This window comes from Bacteroides sp. AR20 (assembly GCF_964250605.1).
Taxonomy (GTDB): domain Bacteria; phylum Bacteroidota; class Bacteroidia; order Bacteroidales; family Bacteroidaceae; genus Bacteroides; species Bacteroides uniformis.
This window is the reverse complement of record NZ_CAXUGK010000023.1, coordinates 26,763-49,773: the sequence shown is the minus strand read 5'-3', so window position 1 is coordinate 49,773 and position 23,011 is coordinate 26,763. Positions and strand designations below refer to the sequence as shown.

At 49.2% G+C, this 23,011-nt stretch carries 17 protein-coding genes; 11 read left to right on the top strand and 6 right to left on the bottom strand.

The genetic code is table 11. From position 1 onward, the window contains the following. Nucleotides 1-10: 10 nt before the first annotated feature. The 3 genes from ACESTD_RS12835 to uvrB all read right to left on the bottom strand — a co-directional run bounded on the left by ACESTD_RS12835 (nt 11) and on the right by uvrB (nt 6,673). Nucleotides 11-3,337 carry an exodeoxyribonuclease V subunit beta gene (locus ACESTD_RS12835; protein WP_117990896.1) on the bottom strand — a complete coding sequence of 1,109 codons (3,327 nt, stop codon included), beginning with the start codon at nt 3,335-3,337 and terminating at the stop codon, nt 11-13. A gap of 132 nt (nt 3,338-3,469) precedes the next feature. After that, nucleotides 3,470-4,525: a linear amide C-N hydrolase gene (locus tag ACESTD_RS12830; protein WP_117588770.1), complete on the bottom strand. Its 1,056-nt coding sequence runs from the start codon at nt 4,523-4,525 to the stop codon at nt 3,470-3,472. Nucleotides 4,526-4,612: 87 nt separating this feature from the next. Continuing rightward, nucleotides 4,613-6,673: an excinuclease ABC subunit UvrB gene (uvrB, locus tag ACESTD_RS12825; protein WP_005825363.1), complete on the bottom strand. Its 2,061-nt coding sequence runs from the start codon at nt 6,671-6,673 to the stop codon at nt 4,613-4,615. Between the two features lie 116 nt (nt 6,674-6,789). On the opposite strand from uvrB, the gene ACESTD_RS12820 reads away from it, so the two are divergent. The 5 genes from ACESTD_RS12820 to ACESTD_RS12800 all read left to right on the top strand — a co-directional run bounded on the left by ACESTD_RS12820 (nt 6,790) and on the right by ACESTD_RS12800 (nt 10,409). Further along, nucleotides 6,790-8,088 carry a phenylacetate--CoA ligase family protein gene (locus ACESTD_RS12820; RefSeq protein WP_005825361.1) on the top strand — a complete coding sequence of 433 codons (1,299 nt, stop codon included), beginning with the start codon at nt 6,790-6,792 and terminating at the stop codon, nt 8,086-8,088. Between the two features lie 45 nt (nt 8,089-8,133). Further along, nucleotides 8,134-8,559: an amino acid-binding protein gene (locus ACESTD_RS12815; RefSeq protein WP_005825359.1), complete on the top strand. Its 426-nt coding sequence runs from the start codon at nt 8,134-8,136 to the stop codon at nt 8,557-8,559. Nucleotides 8,560-8,756: 197 nt separating this feature from the next. Continuing rightward, nucleotides 8,757-9,578 (top strand): outer membrane protein assembly factor BamD, encoded by an 822-nt coding sequence (locus ACESTD_RS12810; protein ID WP_005836575.1) that lies wholly within the window; start codon nt 8,757-8,759, stop codon nt 9,576-9,578. 34 nt (nt 9,579-9,612) lie between these two features. Beyond that, nucleotides 9,613-9,948, top strand: a complete 336-nt coding sequence (locus ACESTD_RS12805; RefSeq protein WP_005825356.1) for a DNA-directed RNA polymerase subunit omega — start codon at nt 9,613-9,615, stop codon at nt 9,946-9,948. Next, on the top strand, nt 9,948-10,409 hold the full coding sequence (locus ACESTD_RS12800) for a DUF4293 domain-containing protein (RefSeq protein ID WP_373158908.1): 462 nt from the start codon (nt 9,948-9,950) through the stop codon (nt 10,407-10,409). The genes ACESTD_RS12805 and ACESTD_RS12800 overlap by 1 nt, the downstream gene beginning before the upstream one ends. A 168-nt stretch (nt 10,410-10,577) precedes the next feature. On the opposite strand, the gene ACESTD_RS12795 is transcribed toward ACESTD_RS12800, so the two are convergent. Further along, nucleotides 10,578-11,279, bottom strand: a complete 702-nt coding sequence (locus tag ACESTD_RS12795; protein ID WP_373158909.1) for a porin family protein — start codon at nt 11,277-11,279, stop codon at nt 10,578-10,580. Nucleotides 11,280-11,352: 73 nt separating this feature from the next. Further along, entirely contained in the window at nt 11,353-13,143 is a 1,791-nt protein-coding gene (locus ACESTD_RS12790; protein ID WP_373158910.1) for a LysM peptidoglycan-binding domain-containing protein, read from the bottom strand. Between the two features lie 189 nt (nt 13,144-13,332). Between ACESTD_RS12790 and uvrA the strand changes: the two genes are divergently transcribed. The 3 genes from uvrA to ACESTD_RS12775 all read left to right on the top strand — a co-directional run bounded on the left by uvrA (nt 13,333) and on the right by ACESTD_RS12775 (nt 18,302). Beyond that, the gene (gene uvrA / locus ACESTD_RS12785) at nt 13,333-16,167 is read left to right on the top strand and encodes an excinuclease ABC subunit UvrA (protein ID WP_373158911.1); all 2,835 of its coding nucleotides are present in this window, start codon (nt 13,333-13,335) and stop codon (nt 16,165-16,167) included. 17 nt (nt 16,168-16,184) lie between these two features. Continuing rightward, nucleotides 16,185-16,664 (top strand): Cys-tRNA(Pro) deacylase, encoded by a 480-nt coding sequence (gene ybaK / locus ACESTD_RS12780; protein WP_005825350.1) that lies wholly within the window; start codon nt 16,185-16,187, stop codon nt 16,662-16,664. A gap of 117 nt (nt 16,665-16,781) precedes the next feature. Beyond that, nucleotides 16,782-18,302 (top strand): peptide MFS transporter, encoded by a 1,521-nt coding sequence (locus ACESTD_RS12775; protein WP_061411889.1) that lies wholly within the window; start codon nt 16,782-16,784, stop codon nt 18,300-18,302. Nucleotides 18,303-18,391: 89 nt separating this feature from the next. On the opposite strand, the gene ACESTD_RS12770 is transcribed toward ACESTD_RS12775, so the two are convergent. Beyond that, nucleotides 18,392-18,889, bottom strand: a complete 498-nt coding sequence (locus ACESTD_RS12770) for a GNAT family N-acetyltransferase (protein ID WP_057255989.1) — start codon at nt 18,887-18,889, stop codon at nt 18,392-18,394. A 107-nt stretch (nt 18,890-18,996) separates the two neighbouring features. Here ACESTD_RS12770 and ACESTD_RS12765 point away from each other — a divergent pair, with 107 nt between their 5' ends. From ACESTD_RS12765 to hydG, 3 genes are read left to right on the top strand one after another with little or no spacing between them, the layout of a single operon-like run. Beyond that, the gene (locus ACESTD_RS12765) at nt 18,997-20,457 is read left to right on the top strand and encodes a monomeric [FeFe] hydrogenase (RefSeq protein WP_005825346.1); all 1,461 of its coding nucleotides are present in this window, start codon (nt 18,997-18,999) and stop codon (nt 20,455-20,457) included. Between the two features lie 16 nt (nt 20,458-20,473). After that, nucleotides 20,474-21,532, top strand: a complete 1,059-nt coding sequence (gene hydE / locus ACESTD_RS12760; protein WP_117964394.1) for a [FeFe] hydrogenase H-cluster radical SAM maturase HydE — start codon at nt 20,474-20,476, stop codon at nt 21,530-21,532. A gap of 52 nt (nt 21,533-21,584) precedes the next feature. Continuing rightward, nucleotides 21,585-23,003 carry a [FeFe] hydrogenase H-cluster radical SAM maturase HydG gene (gene hydG / locus ACESTD_RS12755; RefSeq protein WP_117588774.1) on the top strand — a complete coding sequence of 473 codons (1,419 nt, stop codon included), beginning with the start codon at nt 21,585-21,587 and terminating at the stop codon, nt 23,001-23,003. Nucleotides 23,004-23,011 lie beyond the last annotated feature (8 nt).

Below are 23,011 nucleotides of genomic sequence, written 5' to 3'. Positions count from 1 at the left end.
GGGGAGTGAGTTATACCGGTTCTATGTTGTTCTCCTCTACATACCACAAGTAACCCCGTATATTTTCTGCGACATACCCCATGCGGACCAGCAGTTGCATGTATCCCTGCACCTGCTTGTTGTACTTCTTGTTTGGCTTTCCGAACTTGAAGTCCACCACTACGATTTCTTCGCCACGCATCATCACGCGGTCCGGGCGGCGTGTCCGCAGTTCACCGTTTTCCTGCCAGATGATGTCGCATTCATTGAATAGCTGCCACGTTCCTGAATACCAGTCCTTGACTTGAGGCAGGGAGAAAGCGCGTTGGGTGAGATTGCGTATTTCTTCTTCCGTCTCACTCCGTCCAATCACACCTTCAAAGACGAGCTGGCTGATGGCATTGTCAATGTCTTTTTCCGTTTCGATGGCAGAGAATAGGGTATGCAGCAAACGTCCCCGGTTGATGAAGCGCTGGCTGGACTCTGCTTCGTCCACTCCTGCTATGAAGTCTGCCGAACGGTTGGATTGCCGGAACTCGATGTCGTGGAGCATGCTCTCCATGTGGACGGGCAGTTTGACCGGCTTTTGCGAAAGTCTGTTGACTGGTTGCTGTTCGTAAACCTCAGGTTTACGTTCGCAGTATAGAGGTTTCTGTTCGTAGTATAGAGGTTTAGCTTCGTCGTTAGCAGGGTTGTCTGCGTCATGCTGTGAGACGGGGACGGGGGAAGGGCAAATCTTGCCGTTCTCATATATGGAAGCCTCTTCGTCCCAACTGCCTGCTCCGTCTTTGGCTATGTGGGGCAGGGTGTTGGCAAGGAGTTCGGATATGGTTCCCTTCTGTTCCTTCCGGCTCCAGAGGATGAGGTTCTTGCCGGCACGGGTAAAGGCCACGTACAGCAGATTCAGATTGTCTACCCACAGCTGAAGACGTTCGTGCAGATAGTCCTGCCGATATATGGATTCCGCCATGGTGGTGGAATAGTTCACCGGTACTAAGCTGATGGCATTATAAGGCTCTTCCGGTGGGGCGCACCACACCAGCTGGTTGTTGGTTTCGTTCTCCAGCTTCCAGTCGCAGAAGGGAATCAGTACGGTATGGAATTCCAGTCCTTTGGACTTGTGGATGGAGAGGATGCGTATGCCGTCCATCTCACCGCTGGGGATGGTTTTGCTGCAAAGGGTTTCGTCCCAGTAGCGGATGAAGCTGGCCAGTTCGGAAGAATTGCTTTGCAGATACTCCGTCACAGCATCGAAGAAGGAGAAGAGGTAGGCATCCTGCTTTTCAATGCGGCTCATGCCGAAGATGCTGAACAGTTCTTCCAGTAACTCATACAAAGGCATCAAGCGCAGCGTTTCCCGTCGGGAGGTAAAGGTTTCGGGCAGGGGAGTGGCTATGATGAATCCCGACTGCTCGTCATTTGTCATTTGTAATTTGTAATTCTCCATCAGCGCAGCCTCCGCAATCTTGTTCTCCGGATTCGATAGGCAGCGCAGGGCATCCATCAGCATGCAGATGGCAAGGGAGGCATCCAGACGGAAAGCTTCGTCGGACACGACAGAAAGATGCAGTTCTTTGTCAAAATAGTCGGCTATCGGCGGGATATTCTTGTTCTTGCGGACAAGGATGGTGATATCATTCAGTGTTACGCCCTCTTCCAGCAGCCGTTGCACCTCTTCTCCTAAAGCGAGAAGGGTCTGCTCTGTATAGTTGTGTTCATCGTCCGGTTCTAGGAAGGTGGCTTTTACGTAGCCGTACTCCGTGCTCTTGGGCGATTCCTGCACTACGTCGGCATAAGCGCGTTTCAGGGGTAGGCAATCCTCTTTCAGTTCGTTTAGGTGTAATGCATTGAGGTAGTCTATGGCAGCGGTAAATACCTGGTTGTTGAAACGGATAATGTTGGTTTCGCTACGCCGGTTTGTTTTTAGGGTTTCCACACGGACGGGGAAGTTGTTTAATGGAGAACTTGATTCTCTATTCTCCATTTTCAATTCTTCATTGCCTAAACTATTCAGTATTCCCCAGTCCCCGTTCCGCCAGCGGTAGATGGACTGCTTCACATCTCCCACAATCAGACTGTCGGCTCCTTGCGAAAGTCCTTCGAGCAGCAGCAGGCGGAAGTTGTCCCATTGCATGCGGCTGGTGTCCTGGAACTCGTCAATCATGACGTTGCGTATGTTGGCGCCGATTTTCTCGAAGACGAACGAAGAGTCACCCTCGCGCACCAGTTTGTGCAGTAGGGCGTTGGTATCCGAGAGCAGAAAGCGGTTGTGCTCCCGGTTTAGCGTGCGTACCTCTTCGTCGATATGATTGAGAAGTTGCAGTTTGTTGAGGTGCTGGAGCGAGAGACGGCAACTGTTCAGGGTGCGGTTGCGTTGCGGACGCATTCTTTCGGCTTCCTGCAGTAGAGGTATCAGGCTGGTTTTTGCCAGACAGATGATGTCGTCCTTCCGTGAGGATGTTTTCGTTGCCCAGTTTTTTGCATCTGCCAGGCTGTTTTGCAGGGTGGCGTTCAGCACATCTTTGTCAGACAGTCTGCCGTCGCGCAGTTTGCGGAAGTAACTGCCGATGCCTCGGGCACCTCCTTTCAAGTCTTCGGGAGTGAGGGCATGCCCTTCCAGTTCGCCTTCAAACTGGTCGTAGAAACTTTTCATCTGTTCCAGAGCCTCGGTTTCCATATCGCGCAGCACATCCCGGTAGAGTTTCAACGTGTTCGGAGTACGAAGGCATTGCCGTAGTTTTTCGCCGCGTTCTATGTAGCTTTCATCGAAGATGTTTCGTCCGAAACTTTTCACCTCATTCGATACGTTCCAGCGTTTGTCGTCGCGGATGCGCTCGTCGATGTAGTCCAGCAGCCATGCCAGCACGGGAGAAGTGGGGGTAAGCTTCTCGATGAGGCTGTCTACGGCATCACTCAGCACTTCACTGTTGTTCAGATCTATGTTCAGGTTAGGACTCAGTTCCAGTTCGCGGGCAAGGTTGCGCATCACAGATTGAAAAAAGGAGTCGATGGTTTCCACGCGGAAACGGCTGTAGTCATGCAGCATGTATTGCAGTGCCATGCCGGCCCGTTGACGAATCTCCCCGTCCGTCAATCCGTCCCCGCCTTCTTCTTTAATTTTTAATTTATAATTTTTAATTCTCTCCAAGTATGCTTCGGAAGAAGGTGCTCCCTTCCAGATACCGTAAAGCTGTGTCAGTATGCGCTCCTTCATCTCTGCCGTAGCCTTGTTGGTGAAGGTTACGGCAAGTATCTGCCGGTAGGCGCGTGGATTGATTATCAAATGCTTGATGTATTCCACAGCCAGCGTAAAGGTCTTGCCTGAGCCGGCAGAGGCTTTGTATACTAATAATTCCATGTAAATTGCTGCATTGAGTATGTATCTGCAAACGTACACAAAAATAATGAGAAAAATAAATGCTTCCCTGCTTTCTCTTATAGAAAGAAGTGGGAAGCATCCATTATTGAGGGGCTATGTGTAGGGGCTGTGCTACATTACCGGCGTCTGGAAAAGAAATACAAATCCTTTGCTGTCTTTCAAATCCTTTATGGCATCTCCGGCATAGATTTCTCCGTTTGTCAGTGAGAGTTTCTTGATTCCTGCATTCGGGCTAAAATCGATTTTCTTCAGGTCGAGCCAGAACAAGTTAGGGGTCAGTGTGGACTCAAAATAATATACTTTGTTCTTCTGGTCGGATACAGAACGCCAACGGGTGGAGGAGATATGGGGCTTGTCCGGTGTGGTGATACCGAACGGTACAGAAACATTGCGCATTACGCTCAATACACTGGGTACGGCAATCTTTGCATCCGCTGTTTGCGGAATGGCATTGATGTAGAACGATGCGCGTACAAAGCGGTCACTGGAGCGGTTGGTTCCCGGCAACATATTCAGTCCGCCTACCTCTTTCCAATAGTCGTTGATAGCCAGCTGGAGTTCATATTTGGGAGAGTTGGTCATTACTTGATACTGCTTGCCTTCATGTATCTCAAGGTTTCCGTCTATGTATTCCAGGACAGCCGTGTTTCCGGTTTCATCTGTGATGGCCAGATGCAGGGTGGAAGCGGCTCCGTTGGGCAGGTCTGGTGCATCAATGCGGAAGGATTCTTTTTTCAGTTCATCCACAGCTTCGCGTACGGTTGCAAAATTGTCGAGTACGTATTGCGTCCAGATACTGATGCCCATAATCGGGCGGTTGTCTCCCGGGCGGTGGTAAACGGACTCCGGAAGGAAGAGCAGGCTGGCAACCAGACCTTTCTCGTTCATACCGTCGCAGGTACCTATGTCATAACCGGCGGCAATGACGCTACCGTACTTAGAAGTCCAGTTCACTGCATTCCCTTTGTTGTAGCCTGCCCTTTGCATGCCTCGTGGGAATACATAGATGTTACTCATAAGGTCTTCTTTCCAGTCCATCGTACGTCCTGTAATGACTGTATTGTCAGGACCGATGTAGGTGGCTCGGGTACACGCTTCTGTTTGTTGCACACTCATGGAGGCTATGGCAGCCAGTGCAACAGCTATTGTCTTTATTGGTTTATTCATCTCGCTTTTGTCTTTATGAATTAATACTCTGTTTCATAGAATAACAAAAGGAGGGGAGTATAGTTTGAGAAAAAGAGGTGAAATCCCTTACTCGTCTTTTTCTTTCAGCAATTCCTCCATCTTCAGCACCTCGTCCCGATACTGTGCGGCTTCGATAAAATCGAGTTTCTTGGCAGCCTCCTGCATAAGCTTCTTGGTACGTTCGATACTCTTTTCCAGTTGCTTGCGGCTCATGTACTGTACTATAGGGTCGGCAGCCATCGTAGATGTACTTTCTTGTTCCACATAGGGGCGGGGAGTGCTGGAAGTGAACTTCTCGCTGCTGAGGACGGCTTCGCCGGAAGCCTCGTTGGTGGCAAACACATTGAGGTTCTTGGCTTTCTTGATTTGCTGTGGTGTGATGCCGTGCTCTTCGTTGTACTTCAACTGCTTCTCACGACGGCGGTTGGTCTCGTCGATGGTCAGTTGCATGCTGTCCGTTATTTTGTCGGCATACATGATGACCATACCGTTCACGTTACGGGCGGCACGTCCGGCAGTCTGTGTCAGTGAGCGGTGGGAACGAAGGAAACCTTCCTTGTCTGCATCGAGAATGGCAACGAGAGAGACTTCAGGCAGGTCGAGTCCTTCACGCAGCAGGTTGACACCAACAAGTACATCGTAAACGCCCTCGCGCAAGTCACCCATAATCTTCACACGTTCCAAAGTGTCTACGTCGCTGTGGATATAATTACACTTCACGTTGTTGTTCAGCAGATATTCCGTCAGTTCTTCAGCCATTCGTTTGGTGAGGGTGGTGACGAGGGTACGCTCGTTCTTCTCGATGCGTACTTGGATTTCTTCCATCAGGTCGTCTATTTGGTTGTGGCTGGGACGCACCTCAATAATGGGGTCTAACAGTCCCGTCGGGCGGATGACTTGTTCTACTACGATGCCTTCGGATTTCATCAGCTCATAGTCTGCCGGTGTGGCGCTGACGTAAATCACTTGTTTGGCCATCTCTTCGAATTCATCGAATTTCAGCGGGCGGTTGTCCATGGCAGCCGGCAGGCGGAATCCGTACTCCACTAGGTTTATCTTGCGGGCGCGGTCACCTCCGTACATGGCACGTATCTGCGGGACGCTGACGTGGCTTTCGTCAATGACTATCAGGAAATCTTCGGGGAAGAAGTCCAGCAGGCAGTAGGGGCGGGTACCGGCAGCACGTCCGTCAAAGTAGCGAGAATAATTCTCAATGCCGGAGCAATGTCCCAATTCGCGTATCATTTCCATATCATAGGTCACCCGTTCCTGCAAGCGTTTGGCCTCGAATGGGCGGCCTTCGTTTTCAAACCATTGCACCTGCTTGTGAAGGTCATCCTCTATTTCGTGTATGGCACGCAACGTGGCTTCCTTGGTGGTCATGAAGAGGTTGGCGGGATAAATCTTGTAGGCATCGAACTTGGCGACGGTAACGCCGCTCATAGGGTCCACTTCCTCAATACTGTCTACCTCGTCTCCCCAAAAGGTGACGCGCAGCAAGTTGTCGGCGTAAGCCAGATAAATGTCCACCGTATCGCCTTTCACGCGGAAATTGCCGCGGTTCAGGTCAATGTCGTTGCGTACGTAAAGACTGTCCACCAGGCGTCTTAGGAAGACATTGCGACTGAAATTCTTGCCTTGCTGCACTTCGATGACGTTGTTGTAGAAGTCTGCCGGGTTCCCCATGCCGTAGATGCACGAAACGGAGGATACCACCACTACATCTTTCCTGCCCGAAAGCAGGGCGGAGGTGGCGGCAAGGCGCAACTTGTCTATCTCGTCGTTGATGGCGAGGTCTTTTTCTATATAGGTGTCCGATGATGGCAGGTAGGCTTCGGGCTGATAGTAGTCGTAGTAGGACACATAGTATTCTACGGCATTGTTCGGGAAGAATCCCTTGAACTCGCTGTACAACTGGGCAGCCAGCGTCTTGTTGTGGCTCAATATCAGCGTTGGCTTGTTGATGTTGGCAATGACGTTGGCTATGGTGAATGTCTTTCCGGACCCGGTGACACCAAGCAGTGTCTGTGCGGGAAGTCCCTCGCGCACGCCCTCGGTCAGCTGTGCGATGGCTTCCGGCTGGTCACCGGTAGGTTGGTAGGCGGATGTCAGTTCGAATTTGTTCATTTTCTCTTCTTAGAAGCGGCAATATTCGGTAAAATCTTTGAGATAAACAAAATTTTTTTGTTTACTTTGCAGCTATATTGATAACAACCATTAATAATTGTAATACAACGAAGAACATGATTTGGAATGAAAGCATCGAATGCATGGATCGCGAAAGCCTTCGTAAAATCCAGAGCATTCGTCTCAAAAAGACTGTGGAGCGTGTGTATCATGACACTCCTTTTTATCGTAAGAAAATGCAGGAACTGGGAGTTACTCCCGATGACATAAACAGTATAGATGATATTGTAAAACTGCCTTTTACCACCAAGTACGACTTGCGGGACAATTATCCCTTCGGCCTCTGTGCCGTACCTATGAGCCAGATTGTGCGTATTCATGCCTCTTCCGGCACAACCGGAAAACCCACTGTGGTAGGCTATACCCGAAAAGACCTTTCAGCATGGTCCGAATGCCTTTCACGGGCCTTTACCGCCTATGGTGCCGGTAGCTCGGATATTTTCCAGGTGTCCTACGGTTACGGACTTTTTACCGGCGGACTGGGTGCGCATGCCGGTGCCGAGAATATCGGCGCTTCCGTCATCCCGATGTCCAGCGGCAATACGGAGAAGCAGATTACACTGATGCATGATTTCGGTTCTACCGTACTTTGCTGCACGCCCTCATACGCCCTCTATCTGGCAGATGCCATCAAAGACTCCGGTCTTCCCCGTGAAGAGTTTAAGTTGAAAGTGGGAGCCTTCGGCGCCGAGCCGTGGACCGAAAGTATGCGTCGGGATATTGAAACCAAGCTGGGTATCAAGGCATTTGATATTTATGGGCTTAGTGAGATTGCCGGTCCCGGTGTAGGTTACGAATGCGAGTGCCAGCACGGTACCCACCTCAATGAAGACCATTACTTCCCCGAGATTGTAGACCCGAAGACCCTCGAACCGGTTGCCCCTGGAGAAACCGGCGAATTGGTGTTCACTCACCTTACCAAAGAGGGGATGCCGCTGTTGCGCTACCGTACCAAGGACCTCACCGCCCTGCACTACGATAAGTGCTCCTGCGGACGTACACTGGTTCGTATGGACCGCATCTTGGGACGTAGTGATGACATGCTGATTATCCGTGGTGTCAACGTGTTCCCCACGCAGATAGAGTCCGTTATCCTCGAAATGCCGGAGTTCGAGCCTCACTACCTCTTGCTGGTAGACCGCAAGAACAATACCGACACCATGGAGTTGCAGGTTGAAGTTCGTCCCGAATACTATTCCGACGAAATCAACAAGATGCTGGCTCTGAAGAAGAAGCTTGTGGCCCGCCTGCAGAGCGTACTCGGTCTCGGCGTAGATGTCCGTTTGGTAGAACCACGCAGTATTGAGCGCAGCGTAGGTAAAGCCAAGCGCGTTATCGACAACCGCAAATTGTAAATCGCCAAATTGTACATGGTAAATCGTCAAATAGTAAATAAACCTATGGTAGCAAAACAACTTTCCATTTTTCTGGAGAACAAATCCGGTCGCCTCACAGAGGTGACTGAAGTTCTTGCAAAAGAAGGTGTCAACCTTTCTGCTCTATGTATTGCAGAGAATGCCGATTTCGGTATCCTTCGTGGCATTGTTTCCGAACCGGATAAAGCATATAAGGCTTTGAAAGATAATCACTTCGCAGTGAACGTAACGGATGTAGTAGGCATCAGTTGTCCCAATATCCCCGGCTCATTGGCGAAAGTGCTCCGTTTCCTCTCCGATGAAGGCGTGTTCATCGAGTACATGTATTCCTTTGCCAATGGTGAAACGGCCAATGTCATCATCCGTCCCAACGACATGGATAACTGTATCCGTGTATTGACAGAAAAAAAGGTCGATTTGCTGGCGGCAAGCGAACTCTATAAACTGTGAAAACGAAGGATTAGGGAGGAAGGATTAGGGATTAGTGATTAGTGACTGTGCTATCAACCTGCATAGTCCTCATCCCTAATCTTTCACCATTCATCCCTAATTCCTGCCCGTTCGTCTGGTTTTTGAAAAATTAAGGCTCGTATCGTTGCTTTATTCGATGCGAACCCCTATCTTTGCGCATTATTTGAACAAAAGTAATGAAGAAGAACATCCTAATAACTCTGCTTGCAGCATTGCTGCTCTCCTCGTGTGGAGAATACAACAAATTGCTGAAAAGCACAGATTACGAATACAAGTACGAAGCGGCAAAAAATTACTTCGCAAAAGGCCAGTACAACCGTGCTGCCACTTTGCTCAACGAATTGATTGCCATTCTCAAAGGTACTGATAAGGCAGAGGAATCCCTCTATATGTTGGGCATGAGTTACTATAACCAGAAGGATTATCAGACTGCTGCGCAGACTTTCATTCAATACTACAACGTTTATCCCCGCGGCACATTCACCGAACTGGCACGTTTCCATGCCGGTAAAGCCTTGTATCTGGATACTCCGGAGCCGCGTTTGGACCAATCCGGTACGTATAGCGCCATCCAGCAGTTGCAGATGTTTATGGAATACTTCCCGCAAAGTTCCAAGAAAGAAGAAGCGCAGAACATGATATTTGCCTTGCAGGACAAGCTGGTAATGAAAGAGTATCTGTCTGCAAAGCTTTACTATAACATGGGTAATTATCTGGGCAACAACTATCAGGCTTGCGTCATCACCGCCCAGAATGCCTTGAAGGATTATCCTTATACCAACCTGCGTGAAGACTTGTCCATTCTTATCTTGCGTGCCAAGTATGAATTGGCAGTGTATAGTGTGGAAGATAGAAGAGCCGAACGTTACCGTGAAGCGGTGGATGAATGTTATGCCTTTAAAAACGAATTCCCTGAAAGCAAGTATACGAAGGAAGCCGACCGAATCTTCAAGGAGTCACAGAAAATGCTGGGCGAGGGAGGTGAAGAACAAGAGTAATTAATAATTTGTAATTAATACTATAGATAAATTTATGGATTACAGAAAGACAAATGCTCCTACAACTACGGTGACCCGTGATATGATGGAGTTGTGTGAGGATACCGGTAATGTATACGAAAGCGTAGCGATTATCGGAAAGCGTGCCAACCAGATTAGTGTGGAAATCAAGAATGACCTTTCCAAAAAGCTTGCTGAGTTTGCCTCTTACAATGATAATTTGGAAGAAGTGTTCGAAAACCGGGAACAGATTGAGATTTCCCGCTATTACGAAAAACTGCCGAAGCCGACATTGATTGCAACGCAAGAATATGTGGAGGGTAAGATTTACTATCGTAACCCGGCTAAGGAAAAAGAAAAATTACAGTAATGATACAACGTATTCAATCTGTTTATTTGTTGTTGGTAACTATCCTGTTGGTTGTGGCAATTTGCATGCCTGTAGGACAGTTCATCGGATCGGACGGAGTGACAGCGCATGTTTTCAAACCTCTGGGAGTGGCTTTGGCCGACGGAGGATTTCAGTCTACTTGGGGCTTGTTCGGGATATTGTTGCTCAGTGCACTTGTTGCCTTCTGTACGATATTCCTTTTCCGTAACCGTATGTTGCAAATACGCATGACGATTTTCAGCAGCATTCTGCTGATAGGCTACTACATAGCCTTCTGTGTATTTATGTTTATTTTGAAGGGTGATTTGGATGCAATGACTTTCCAGTTGGGATGGGCGCTTTGCCTTCCGGTGGTAGCCATCATCCTCAACTATCTGGCCTTCCGTGCCATCTACAAAGATGAGGTGATGGTGAAGGCGGCAGACCGTTTAAGAAGATAAGAAGGTTTATCTACTTGATAATAACAAAAAGCAGACCACGTATTTCATTCGGAATACGTGGTCTGCTTTTTTATCGTTTCCGCTTGAGGTTACAGTCGTTCCATTATACTGTTCCCATTAGAGGAAATTGTCGTCCCTACGTGTGGAAACGGGTGTTTCCTATAAGCATTATTTCTTCAAGTCGAAGAGATAAGTTATCTTGGCCGTAATGACTCCGTGTGCGGAGCGTGAGAAAAAGTCTTTCTTGGTGCTGCCATAGAAATCGGATAAAGCATAGTAGTATCTTCCTTCTACGATGAAATTGCCTGCCTTGGTGCGCAGCTCTATGCCTGCTCCGCCTACAATGCCGTAGTCGAATTTGTTGTCTATGGCCTTGCCGTGCTGTTCCACGGTGATGTTGGTGTAGGATTCTGCTACAGTGCCGTCCCAGTCGCCGTCTATTTTTTCGCTGTCGCCAAGCAGGAAACCTATCTGCGGACCGGCATGGATGAAGAATTGCAAACCGCGGTCCTTGCCGAATGCCAGATGTGCCAGGAACGGTATTTCCACATAGTTCATGGTGCGGGTGTAGCTCAGTGTGGGATAGTCCTCGTAATACTCGTCCCAACCGTGTTGTGAGAAGTTCAGCTCGATTTGTGCACCGCAAATCATACTGAAGTATTTTTCGGAAATGTATCGGGCTGTTACACCGCCGTTGATACCCATCAGATTCTTCTGCTTGACAGAGGGAGAGAAGCTTACGCTATTCAGATTGATGCCTCCATTGACGCCCACAGCGAAGTTGTGGCGTTGCTCGCCCACCTGCGCATGCAGGGGCAATATACATGCACACACCAGCAGGGCGAATATGATGATTGTTCTCAGGTTCATGTTATAAGTTATAAGTTACAAGCTACAAGTTAATAGTTATATAGTGGATTATCAGATTATTAATCCTTAATCCCTAATCAAAGTCCAACTTCACCAGCTCAAAGTTCTTGGTGAAGTGCACGAAGAACACCTTCTTGTTGATGAAGCCTCCCCAGTTGTTTACCCGTTGGAACTTGAAGCCGGTCTGGATGGGAATCAAATCCAGTCCCTGCATGTTCTTCTCGAAAGAAGAGCCATAGCGCGCAAGTCCTTTCAGGAAGAAATAACCGGTATCGAAGCCCAGCATTCCGAATTTGGGATAGCGCTCGTCCATCTCCTTGCCATACCATCTGCGGTAGTTTTTGGTAAAGTTGATGGCGGCAGGCAGCAGGTTGTTGGTATAGAAAGAGGAATAGAAATAGGTGTCCAGTTCAAAGAAGGCTTCCAAGTGGTCTTTGGTGTAGGTCTGCCATTCCGGATAGCCGAACAGATGGATACGGCTTTCGGGTTGTTCGCGCACCAATAAGGTTAATTGGGGAAGTATCTTAATCAATGTCAGGTTACTGCCGGATGTGGGGATAAAGATATTCTCACGGTCCGTGCGTAATACTGTTTTCAGGGATTCTACGGTGACATCCTCTTTCAGGCTCTTCATCGGGATGGAACGGTTGCGCAGTTCATCTTTCAGTCCCTTGATGAATTCTGCCTTGTCCTTGGTGCCCTGGCTGGCTTCAATGAAGATGACGTTGGCATTGGGGAACTGGCGCACAAAGTGGTCGTACACCTCGGAGTACAGATAGGATTGGGGGGTATTTATCTGATAGACCGTCGGATTCTGGAATACCGTGTTGTCTTTCGATGTGAATGGTATCACCAGGCGTGTGTCTTGTTTCTTGGCAAACTCGGCCAGAGGTTTGATGTGCTGTTGGTACAGAGGCCCGAAGATGATGTCCATGTCTTTCATCTCGCTTTTGCCCAGGATGGAGTTCAGCGAGGCACTTTCGGGACCAGAATTGTAAGTGTACAAGTCAATGGAAGTGCCAGTACGTTTCAAGCTGTCTACGGCCATCAGCAGGCCTTCGTAGTATTCCACCATACGGGAAGACTCGCTCTTTGATACCCCGTCCAGGAAGGGAAGGATGACGGCAGCCTTGATGGTGCTGAAGCGTTCTGTCTTTTTCCGGTTTTCACGGAACAGCTCGCTGTCGGTAGGTATTGCCTGCGACTGGATATTTTGCTCCGTCTGTGCTTTGGGATAGGGAATGCAGAGGAAGGTTCCCTTCTTTATTTTGTTTTCGCCTTTTAATTCCGGGTTGGCGGCTATCAGTTCGGCTTCGCTGATGCCGTATTCACGGCTGATGCTGAATACGGTTTCTTTCCGCTTCACTTTATGCATGTCACGGCATCGTGACTCTACGGGGCCGAGAATATTGTTGTTGGCAACCACAGTGCTGCTTTGTGTCTCAACCGGGACCATGGTTTGGGTCTCGGTTGTGGAAGGGATACGGATTACTTGTCCGATACGGAAATTCTCGGCGCTCAGTCCCGGGTTGGCGTCACAGATGGCTTTGGCAGATACATTGTATTTCACGGTCAGTCGGTAAAGGGTCTCACCGGTTTCGATGGTATGGTATGTTTCTTTTTGTATGTTGGCAGCGCTGCGTGGAATACGCAATGTGCGTCCGATGAATATTTTCTCGTCACTGCCGGGGTTCAGTTTGATGATGTCCGACTGGCTGACGCCGTACATGCTGGCGATGGAGTAGAGACTTTGTCCTTTTTCGATAGTATGCAGAAAATAAGATTGATTCTCTTGTGCTATTGCACCGATACTGCATGCACTGGCAAGCAGCAGGGAGCAGATAATGCGGTTAATCGTTTTCATTCAGTAATCGTTGGTTTATGTTTACAATTTCCCAAAGTAGCTGCAAAGGTACGAATATTGTGGCATTCAAACCAAAGGATTGCGTTAAGAAATAATATTGTGCATTTCAAAACTGAAAAATAGCGCTTTTCGGCTGATATTCGGGGGGAAACAGTTATTTTTGCAGTTAAAACGATAGGATAAATCAACATGCAAGAAGAAACAGAATATATCAATGTATATGGTGCGCGCGTGCACAACCTCAAGAATATCGATGCCGAGATTCCCCGTAACAGCCTGACTGTGATTACAGGCCTGAGCGGAAGCGGCAAGTCCTCTTTGGCATTCGATACTATTTTTGCCGAAGGGCAGCGCCGCTATATCGAGACCTTTTCAGCCTATGCCCGTAATTTCCTGGGAAATCTGGAACGTCCGGACGTGGATAAGATAACGGGACTGAGCCCGGTTATCTCCATCGAGCAGAAAACCACGAATAAGAATCCACGTTCCACGGTGGGTACAACGACAGAGGTTTATGATTACCTTCGTTTGTTGTATGCCCGTGCAGGAGAAGCTTATTCTTATCTCTCCGGCGAGAAGATGGTGAAGTATACCGAGGAACAGATACTCGACCTTATCCTGAAGGATTACAAAGGAAAACGCATTTATATCCTTGCTCCGCTGGTGCGCAGCCGTAAGGGGCATTACAAGGAGCTCTTCGAGCAGGTGCGCAAGAAAGGCTATCTCTACGTACGTGTGGACGGTGAGGTACGCGAAGTCTTGCCCGGCATGAAGCTGGACCGCTATAAGAACCACGATGTGGAGGTGGTGATAGACAAGCTGGTGGTGACGGACAAGGATGACACACGCCTGAAGAACAGCGTGGCCACTGCCATGCGTCAAGGTGACGGATTGCTGATGATACTCGATGCGCAGACGGATAGCGTGCGCCATTACAGCAAACGGCTGATGTGTCCCGTGACGGGGTTGTCCTATCGGGAACCGGCGCCGCACAACTTTTCCTTCAATTCGCCGCAAGGGGCATGTCCTAAGTGCAAAGGGTTGGGGGTGGTCAGCCAGATTGATATTGACAAGGTGATTCCCGACCGTGAGCTCTCCATTGCCGGAGGTGCCATCGCACCGTTGGGGAAAGCCAAGAACAGCATGATTTTCTGGCAGATTACCGCCTTGCTGGAGAAATATGAAGCGACGCTGAAAACACCGGTCAAAGACTTGCCGGAGGATGCCATCGACGAGATTCTCTACGGCTCGGACGAGCGTATCAAGATAAAGAGTTCACTGATAGGCACCTCTTCCGATTATTTTGTGACGTTTGAGGGGGTTGTAAAGTATATCCAGATGCTGCAGGAGAAGGATGCTTCTGCCACGGCACAGAAGTGGGCGGACCAGTTTGCCAAGACTGCCGTTTGCCCGGAATGTCATGGCGCCAAGTTGAATAAGGAAGCGCTTTCATTCCGCATTCACGACAAGAACATCTACGAATTGTCTACGATGGACATCAATGAGCTGTATGACTGGCTGGTAAACGTAGACCCGTATCTCAGTAGCAAGCAACAGCAGATTGCCGGTGAAATCCTGAAGGAAATCCGTACACGGCTCAAATTTCTGCTCGATGTAGGTTTGGATTATCTTTCGCTGAACCGTAGTTCCGTCAGCCTTTCCGGTGGTGAAAGCCAGCGTATCCGCCTGGCTACGCAGATAGGTTCACAGCTGGTGAATGTGCTGTATATATTGGATGAGCCGAGTATCGGCCTGCACCAACGCGACAACCAGCGCTTGATACACTCTTTGAAGGAACTGCGTGACATTGGCAACTCCGTCATTGTGGTGGAGCATGACAAGGATATGATGCTCGCCGCCGATTATGTCATTGATATGGGGCCGAAAGCCGGTAGGCTGGGAGGGGATGTTGTCTTTGCCGGTACTCCCCGTGAAATGCTCCGGACGCATACGCTGACTTCCCAATACTTGAATGGTGAGTGTGCCATTGAGGTGCCTGCCAAGCGTCGCGAGGGCAATGGACACAGTCTGTGGCTGCGTGGCGCCAAGGGTAATAATCTGAAGAATGTGGATGTAGAGTTCCCGCTGGGCAAGCTGATTTGCGTTACCGGTGTTTCCGGCAGTGGCAAGTCCACGCTTATCAACGAGACGTTGCAGCCTATTCTTTCGCAGAAGTTCTATCGTTCACTGCAGGATCCTTTGGACTATGACAGTATTGAAGGGCTGGAATATATAGACAAGGTGGTGAATGTGGACCAGTCTCCTTTGGGACGAACGCCGCGTTCCAATCCTGCCACTTATACCGGTGTGTTTTCCGATATCCGCAATCTGTTTGTCGGCTTGCCCGAAGCGAAGATACGCGGGTACAAGCCGGGACGCTTCTCCTTCAACGTCAGTGGCGGACGCTGCGAGGCTTGCCAGGGCAACGGCTACAAATGCATTGAGATGAATTTCCTGCCGGATGTGTATGTGCCTTGCGAGGTGTGCCACGGCAAACGCTATAACCGCGAGACGCTGGAAGTGCGCTTTAAAGGCAAGTCCATTGCCGATGTGCTGGATATGACCATCAACCGTGCGGTGGAGTTCTTCGAGAATGTGCCCCAGATATTGAATAAGATTAAGGTTATCCAGGAAGTGGGATTGGGCTATATCAAGCTGGGACAGTCCTCCACCACGCTCTCCGGAGGTGAGAGCCAGCGCGTAAAGTTGGCTACGGAACTCTCCAAGCGTGATACGGGCAAGACACTCTATATCCTCGACGAACCTACCACCGGACTTCATTTTGAAGATATCCGTGTACTGATGAATGTACTGAACAAACTTGTTGACAAAGGAAACACCGTCATCGTCATAGAGCATAATCTCGATGTCATCAAGATGGCGGACTACATCATTGATATGGGTCCCGAAGGTGGCAAGGGGGGAGGGGAACTCCTCTCCTGCGGAACACCCGAAGAGGTGGCGAAGAGCGAGAAAGGCTATACTCCGAAATTCCTGCGTGAAGAGCTGGGGGATAATTACTAATTTTGTAACTTGTTATGGTGAAAATTAATAAGACGAATGCAGCGCGGTTGCTCGACAAAGCCAAGATAGCCTATGAACTCATTCCCTACGAGGTGGATGAGAACGATTTGAGCGCCGTACATGTAGCCGCCAGTTTGGGCGAGGACATCAACTGCGTGTTCAAGACACTTATTCTTCACGGTGATAAATCCGGTTATTTTGTCTGTGTCATCCCGGGTGAGCACGAAGTGGATTTGAAGCTGGCGGCAAAAGCGTCAGGAAACAAAAAATGTGACCTTATCCCGGTTAAGGAACTTTTACCTCTGACTGGCTATATCCGGGGTGGGTGTTCACCCATCGGCATGAAGAAACCTTTCCCTACCTATATCCATGAAACGTGCCTGCGGTTTCCGTATATCTATATCAGTGCCGGACAACGCGGTTTGCAGCTTAAGTTGGATCCGAAGGATTTGGTAAGGGAAGTGCATGCAGAGGTTTGTATTCTTTTTAATGAATAAATCTTCTATTTCTGCCGAGATATTTTAATTTTATAAGGAAATCTTCAATAGAATTTATATATTTGCAGGAATTATTCAAGAAATCAATCCAATTACTAATTCTAAAAACTAATTTTTATGTTCAACAAACACCCTAAAGGTCTGATTGCCGCATCCTTTGCTAATTTGGGCGAGCGTTTCGGCTTTTATACCATGATGGCCATTCTTGTACTTTTTCTGCAAGCCAAGTTCGGACTGGATGGAAAAGAGGCAGGTTTGATCTACTCAACATTTTATTTTTCTATTTACATTCTTGCATTGATAGGTGGTATTATTGCCGACAGAACCCGTAATTACAAAGGTACCATCTTTGCCGGTATTGTTTTGATGGCGGTAGGCTACTTGATGCTTGCCATCCCGTCTCCTACACCGGTTGCCAATAAAACCTTGTTTTTGGTGATTACTTGTGCGGCCTTGTTTGTCATTGCTTTCGGAAATGGTCTTTTCAAGGGAAATCTTCAAGCGCTGGTAGGGCAGATGTACGACAATCCCCAATATTCCAGCATGCGTGATTCTGGTTTCTCCTTATTCTATATGTTCATCAATGTAGGTGCCATCTTTGCTCCGTTTGCCGCAGTAGGCGTACGTAACTGGTGGCTGTCCACATTCGGCTACAATTATGATGCCGACCTGCCTGCCCTTTGCCACGGACATCTGGCAGGAACGCTGACTCCCGAAGCTGTGGACACTTATAGTGCACTGGCAACGAAAGCCACTATTTCCGGAACACCCGTAACGGATATGACGGTATTTGCCAATGAATATCTGAACGTGTTTACCACCGGTTTCCATTATGCATTCGGTGTAGCTATCTTGGCTATGGTTCTTTCTTTGGTAATTTTCGTCATTAACAGAAAGAAATTCCCCGATCCCAGCAAGAAGGTGGCTGCAAAAGCGGGCGATGCCACTGCAGTGGAGATGAGCGCACAAGAGGTAAGACAGCGCATGTATGCATTGTTTGCCGTATTCGGTGTGGTAATTTTCTTCTGGTTCTCGTTCCATCAGAATGGGTTGACACTGACGTATTTTGCCAAGGAATATACAGATTTGAATTTGTTCGGCATGGCTATTTCCGCTGAGCTGTTCCAGTCTTTGAACCCGATTTTCGTTGTATCTCTGACACCGGTCATCATGGCTGTCTTTGCAGCACAGCGTGCCAAGGGTAAAGAGCCTTCCACTCCGCGGAAGATTGCCATCGGTATGGGTATTGCTGCCACCGGCTTCCTTATAATGGCTATCGGTTCTTATGTAAGCAACTTGCCGATGCACAAGGATATAATCGCTTTGGGTACCTCTCCGGTGAAGGTGACTCCGCTGTTGCTGATGGTTACCTATCTGATATTGACTGTTGCCGAATTGTACATTTCTCCGTTGGGCATTTCATTCGTGTCCAAGGTGGCTCCTCCCAAATATCAGGGTATCATGCAGGGCGGTTGGCTCGGTGCTACTGCCATTGGTAATCAGTTGCTCGTTATCGGTGCTATCCTTTACGAAAGTATTCCTATCTGGATGACGTGGACGGTATTTGTAGTAGCGTGCTGCATTTCGATGTTCACCATGCTGTTCATGCTGAAATGGCTTGAAAAGGTGGCGAAGTAATCGGAAACGAAAGATAAAACTAAAGGCTGCGCAATGTTCGTAATGAACTGCGCAGCCTTTAGTTTTTGGAGGGCTTTTAATGCCGGGGCTCAGATTTCCAGTCCCATGATGTAGTCATTCATGTAATATCCGTTTCCTATCGGGAAATCCCCTTCACGGAGTTTCCGCATTCCCATATGTTCGTAAAACTGCAGTGCCTTGTTGTTACGGTTCACATTCAATTCCATCAGACAAGGGCCGGGATGCACTTCCTTGATGTACTTGATGGCTTCGCGAAAGAGGAAACTGCCGCAATGTGCACCCTGGTAATAGGGGAGCACATAAATCTTTTGCAGGTGGAATAAATTTTCTCCTTGCTGCTGTACGGACACATAGCCCGCCGCTTCACATTCTTCGTAGGCCAGGAAGTAGACGTGACCTTCCTCTTCCATTTGCTTGCGGATATTGTCCAATGAATACATCCATTCCATCATGTAGTCGGTCTGTTCGGGAGTAAGGATATCCTTATACGTGACAGGGAATATCTGCTGCGCAAGTTTCTGAATCAGTGCGCAGTCTGCTGTCGTTGCTTTTCTTATGGTAAACATATCGGTTGTATTTATACTGTTTGGGGTGTAAAGTTAAGCCTTTTTTGTGAAACAATCGTTATCTTTGCAGACCGTTACCGAACTAACTAATTTTGATTTTAAAAATTATGGCATTTACGAGCAACATTATGATTGTCCGCCACAGATTACTGAAGGAACTGGTAAAGCTGTGGAATAACAACGAACTTGTGGATAAAATAGACCGGCTGCCCATCGAGCTGAGTCCGAAGAGGTCCAAGCACGCGGGACGCTGCTGTGTGCACAAAGAGCGCGCGGTGTGGAAGTACAAGTCATTGCCGCTTCTGGGACTCGATATGGAGGACGAGACGGATGAGCTGACCCCCTTGTCGGAGTACGCTGCCCGTGCACTGGACAGAGCGGAAAATGGCAGGCCGAAAGACAATATCATGTGTGTGATTGACGAAGCTTGTTCGGCATGTGTGCAGATTAACTACGAGATTACGAACCTCTGCCGCGGATGTACGGCACGCAGTTGCCAGGTAAATTGTCCCAAGAAGGCAGTGCACGTCAAGGAGAGCGGGCAGGCATGGATTGACCATGATGCGTGTATCAGTTGCGGCATCTGCCATAAGAGTTGTCCCTACCATGCCATTGTTTATATTCCCGTACCTTGTGAGGAAGCTTGTCCCGTGAAAGCCATCAGTAAGGATGAGAAGGGGATAGAGCATATTGACGAAAGCAAATGTATCTATTGCGGAAAGTGTCTCAATGCATGTCCATTCGGAGCAATTTTCGAAATATCGCAGGTGTTCGACGTGTTGCACAGAATCCGCAAGGGTGAGCAGGTGGTGGCTATCGTGGCTCCGTCCATCCTGGGGCAGTTCAAGACGACTATTGAACAAGTATATGGCGCATTGAAACAGGTCGGTTTTACGGATGTCATCGAGGTGGCTCAGGGAGCGATGGATACCGTCAGCAACGAGGCGCACGAGCTGATTGAGAAGCTGGAGGAGGGTCAGAAGTTTATGACGACTTCCTGCTGTCCGTCTTATATAGAGTTGGTGAACAAGCATATTCCTGCCATGAAGCCTTACGTGTCGGGCACCGGTTCGCCGATGTATTATGCTGCCCGCATTGCTAAAGAGAAGTATCCGGATGCGAAGGTGGTCTTCATAGGTCCTTGCGTTGCCAAGCGCAAAGAGGCGCAGCGCGACGAGGCGGTGGACTTTATCATGACTTTCGAGGAGGTGGCTTCCGTGCTTGCCGGGCTGGATATTCAGATGGAGCAGGCAAAGCCCTATTCCATGAGTTTCACTTCCGTGCGCGAGGCGCATGGTTTTGCGCAGGCAGGAGGCGTGATGGGTGCCGTGAAAGCCTATCTGAAGGAAGAGGCAGATAAAATCAATGCCGTACAAGTGGCTAATCTGGATAAGAAGGCTATCGGTGCGTTGCGTGCTTACGCCAAGTCGGGCAAGGCTCCGGGGCAATTTATTGAAGTGATGGCTTGCGAGGGTGGTTGTATTACCGGGCCATGTTCGCATAATGAAATAACTGCCGGAAAGCGCCAGCTGACGCAGGAGTTGGCAAAGAGAAAAGAGACGTATTAGCCCTTTGTCCGTTTATATGAAGCATTTGATTGACAAATTGCGGAGCAATCGCAGGCTGGATGCCGAAGAGTATAAAGCCTTGCTTCTTTGTCGGGACACAGAACTTGCAGCCTACCTGCAGGAGCTTGCCCGGGAAGAAGCGCTTGCCTGCTTTGGCAATAAAATCTTCATTCGCGGACTGATTGAGATAACCAACCGTTGCCGCAATAACTGCTACTATTGCGGCATACGGAAGGAGAACCGGAACATAGTCCGTTATGAGCTGGCGCAGGAGGAGATTCTTTCGTGTTGCCATGAAGGCTATCGGTTGGGTTTCCGTACCTTTGTGCTGCAAGGGGGCGAAGCGCCGGCGGTGAAGGATGAGGGGATGGTGGAGACAGTTGCCGCCATCCGGCAATCCTTCCCGGATTGTGCCATTACCTTATCCTTGGGCGAGAAATCGCGGGAAGCCTACGAACGTTTCTTCCTGGCAGGTGCCAACCGCTATCTGTTGCGGCACGAAACCTGCAACGAAGGGCATTATCACCGGCTTCATCCTGCGGAGATGTCCCTTTCCCATCGGTTGCAATGCTTGGACTGGCTGAAAGAGATAGGCTATCAAGTGGGAACCGGAATCATGGTGGGCAGTCCTTACCAGACGGTGGACCATTTGGTAGAAGACATTCTCTTCATCGAACGGTTTCAGCCGGAGATGATAGGCATGGGACCTTTTCTTCCGCATCACGATACTCCGTTTTCCTCTTTTCCGCCGGGAGATATGGAGTTGACGTTGAAGTTGCTTTCTATCTTCCGGTTGATGCATCCCGCGGCACTGATACCTGCTACCACTGCCCTGGCCACACTTGCTCCGGACGGACGGGAACGGGGAATATTGGCTGGCGCCAATGTCGTGATGCCTAATCTTTCGCCTTCTCATCAGCGGGCGAAGTACTCCCTCTATGATAACAAAGCTTCTGCGGGTGCCGAAGCGGCAGAAGGTTTGCTAAAATTGGAGGAACAACTGAAAGGGATAGGCTACGAGGTATCAAAAGAGAGAGGAGATTATGAGAATGGAGAATTGACCGTTGATAATTGATAATTTTCAAATCTTCATTCTTTATTTTAATTACCAATTATCAATTTACGAAGTGTATAACATAAAGTCAAGACAAGCGGAAGAATTCATCAATCACCAGGAGATATTGGATACATTGGAGTATGCGCAGGCAAACCGCAACAACCGTCCGCTCATCGAAAGTTTGATTGACAAGGCTGCTTTGTGCCAGGGGCTTTCCCATCGGGAGGCGGCCCTGCTGCTGGAATGTGACGAGCCGGAACTGGTGCAGCGCATCTATCATCTGGCACGTGAAATCAAACGGAAATTCTATGGCAACCGCATTGTGATGTTTGCCCCGCTTTACCTTTCCAACTATTGCGTGAACGGTTGCGTCTATTGCCCGTATCATGCCAAGAACCGTACCATCCCCCGCAAGAAACTCTCGCAAGAGGAGATACGCCGCGAGGTTATCGCCTTGCAGGACATGGGGCATAAACGCCTGGCGCTGGAAGCCGGAGAAGACCCTCGAAACAACCCTATCGACTATATCTTAGAGTCTATCCGCACCATCTACAGCATTCATCACAAGAATGGGGCCATCCGCCGGGTGAATGTCAACATAGCCGCCACTACAGTGGAGAACTACCGGCTGCTGAAGGAGGCTGGCATCGGCACTTATATCCTTTTTCAGGAGACTTACAGCAAAGAGCATTACGAAGCCTTGCATCCCACGGGACCGAAAAGTAATTATGCCTACCACACCGAAGCGATGGACCGTGCTATGGAGGGTGGCATCGACGACGTAGGTATCGGCGTATTGTTCGGTCTGAACACCTATCGTTATGACTTCGTAGGACTGCTGATGCATGCCGAACATCTGGAAGCTACCTTTGGCGTGGGTCCGCATACCATCAGCGTGCCGCGTATCTGTCCGGCAGATGATATTTCGACCGAGGATTTTCCCGATGCCATCTCGGATGAGATGTTCTGCCGTATTGTGGCGGTTACCCGCATTGCGGTGCCTTATACGGGAATGATTATTTCCACCCGTGAGTCGGAAGCCGTACGCCGTCGGGTGCTCGAACTGGGCGTTTCGCAGATAAGCGGCGGTTCGCGCACCAGCGTGGGAGGCTATGCCGTGCCGGAAGCCAAAGAGGAAGATTCCTCCCAATTCGATGTGAGCGACCGGCGCACGCTGGATGAAGTGGTGAGTTGGCTGCTCGACCTGGGGCATATCCCCAGCTTCTGCACCGCCTGCTATCGCGAGGGACGTACCGGAGACCGCTTCATGTCGCTCGTCAAGCGCGGACAGATAGCAAACTGCTGCCAGCCCAATGCACTGATGACATTAAAAGAATATCTGGAGGACTATGCCTCCTCCGAAACCAAGGAGAAGGGCATGCGGCTGATTCGTGAGGAGATGGAGCATATCCCGAACCCCAAGATACGGGCGATAGCCGAACGTAATCTTCAGGAGATAGGGGAGGGGAAAAGAGACTTTAGATTTTAGATTTCGGA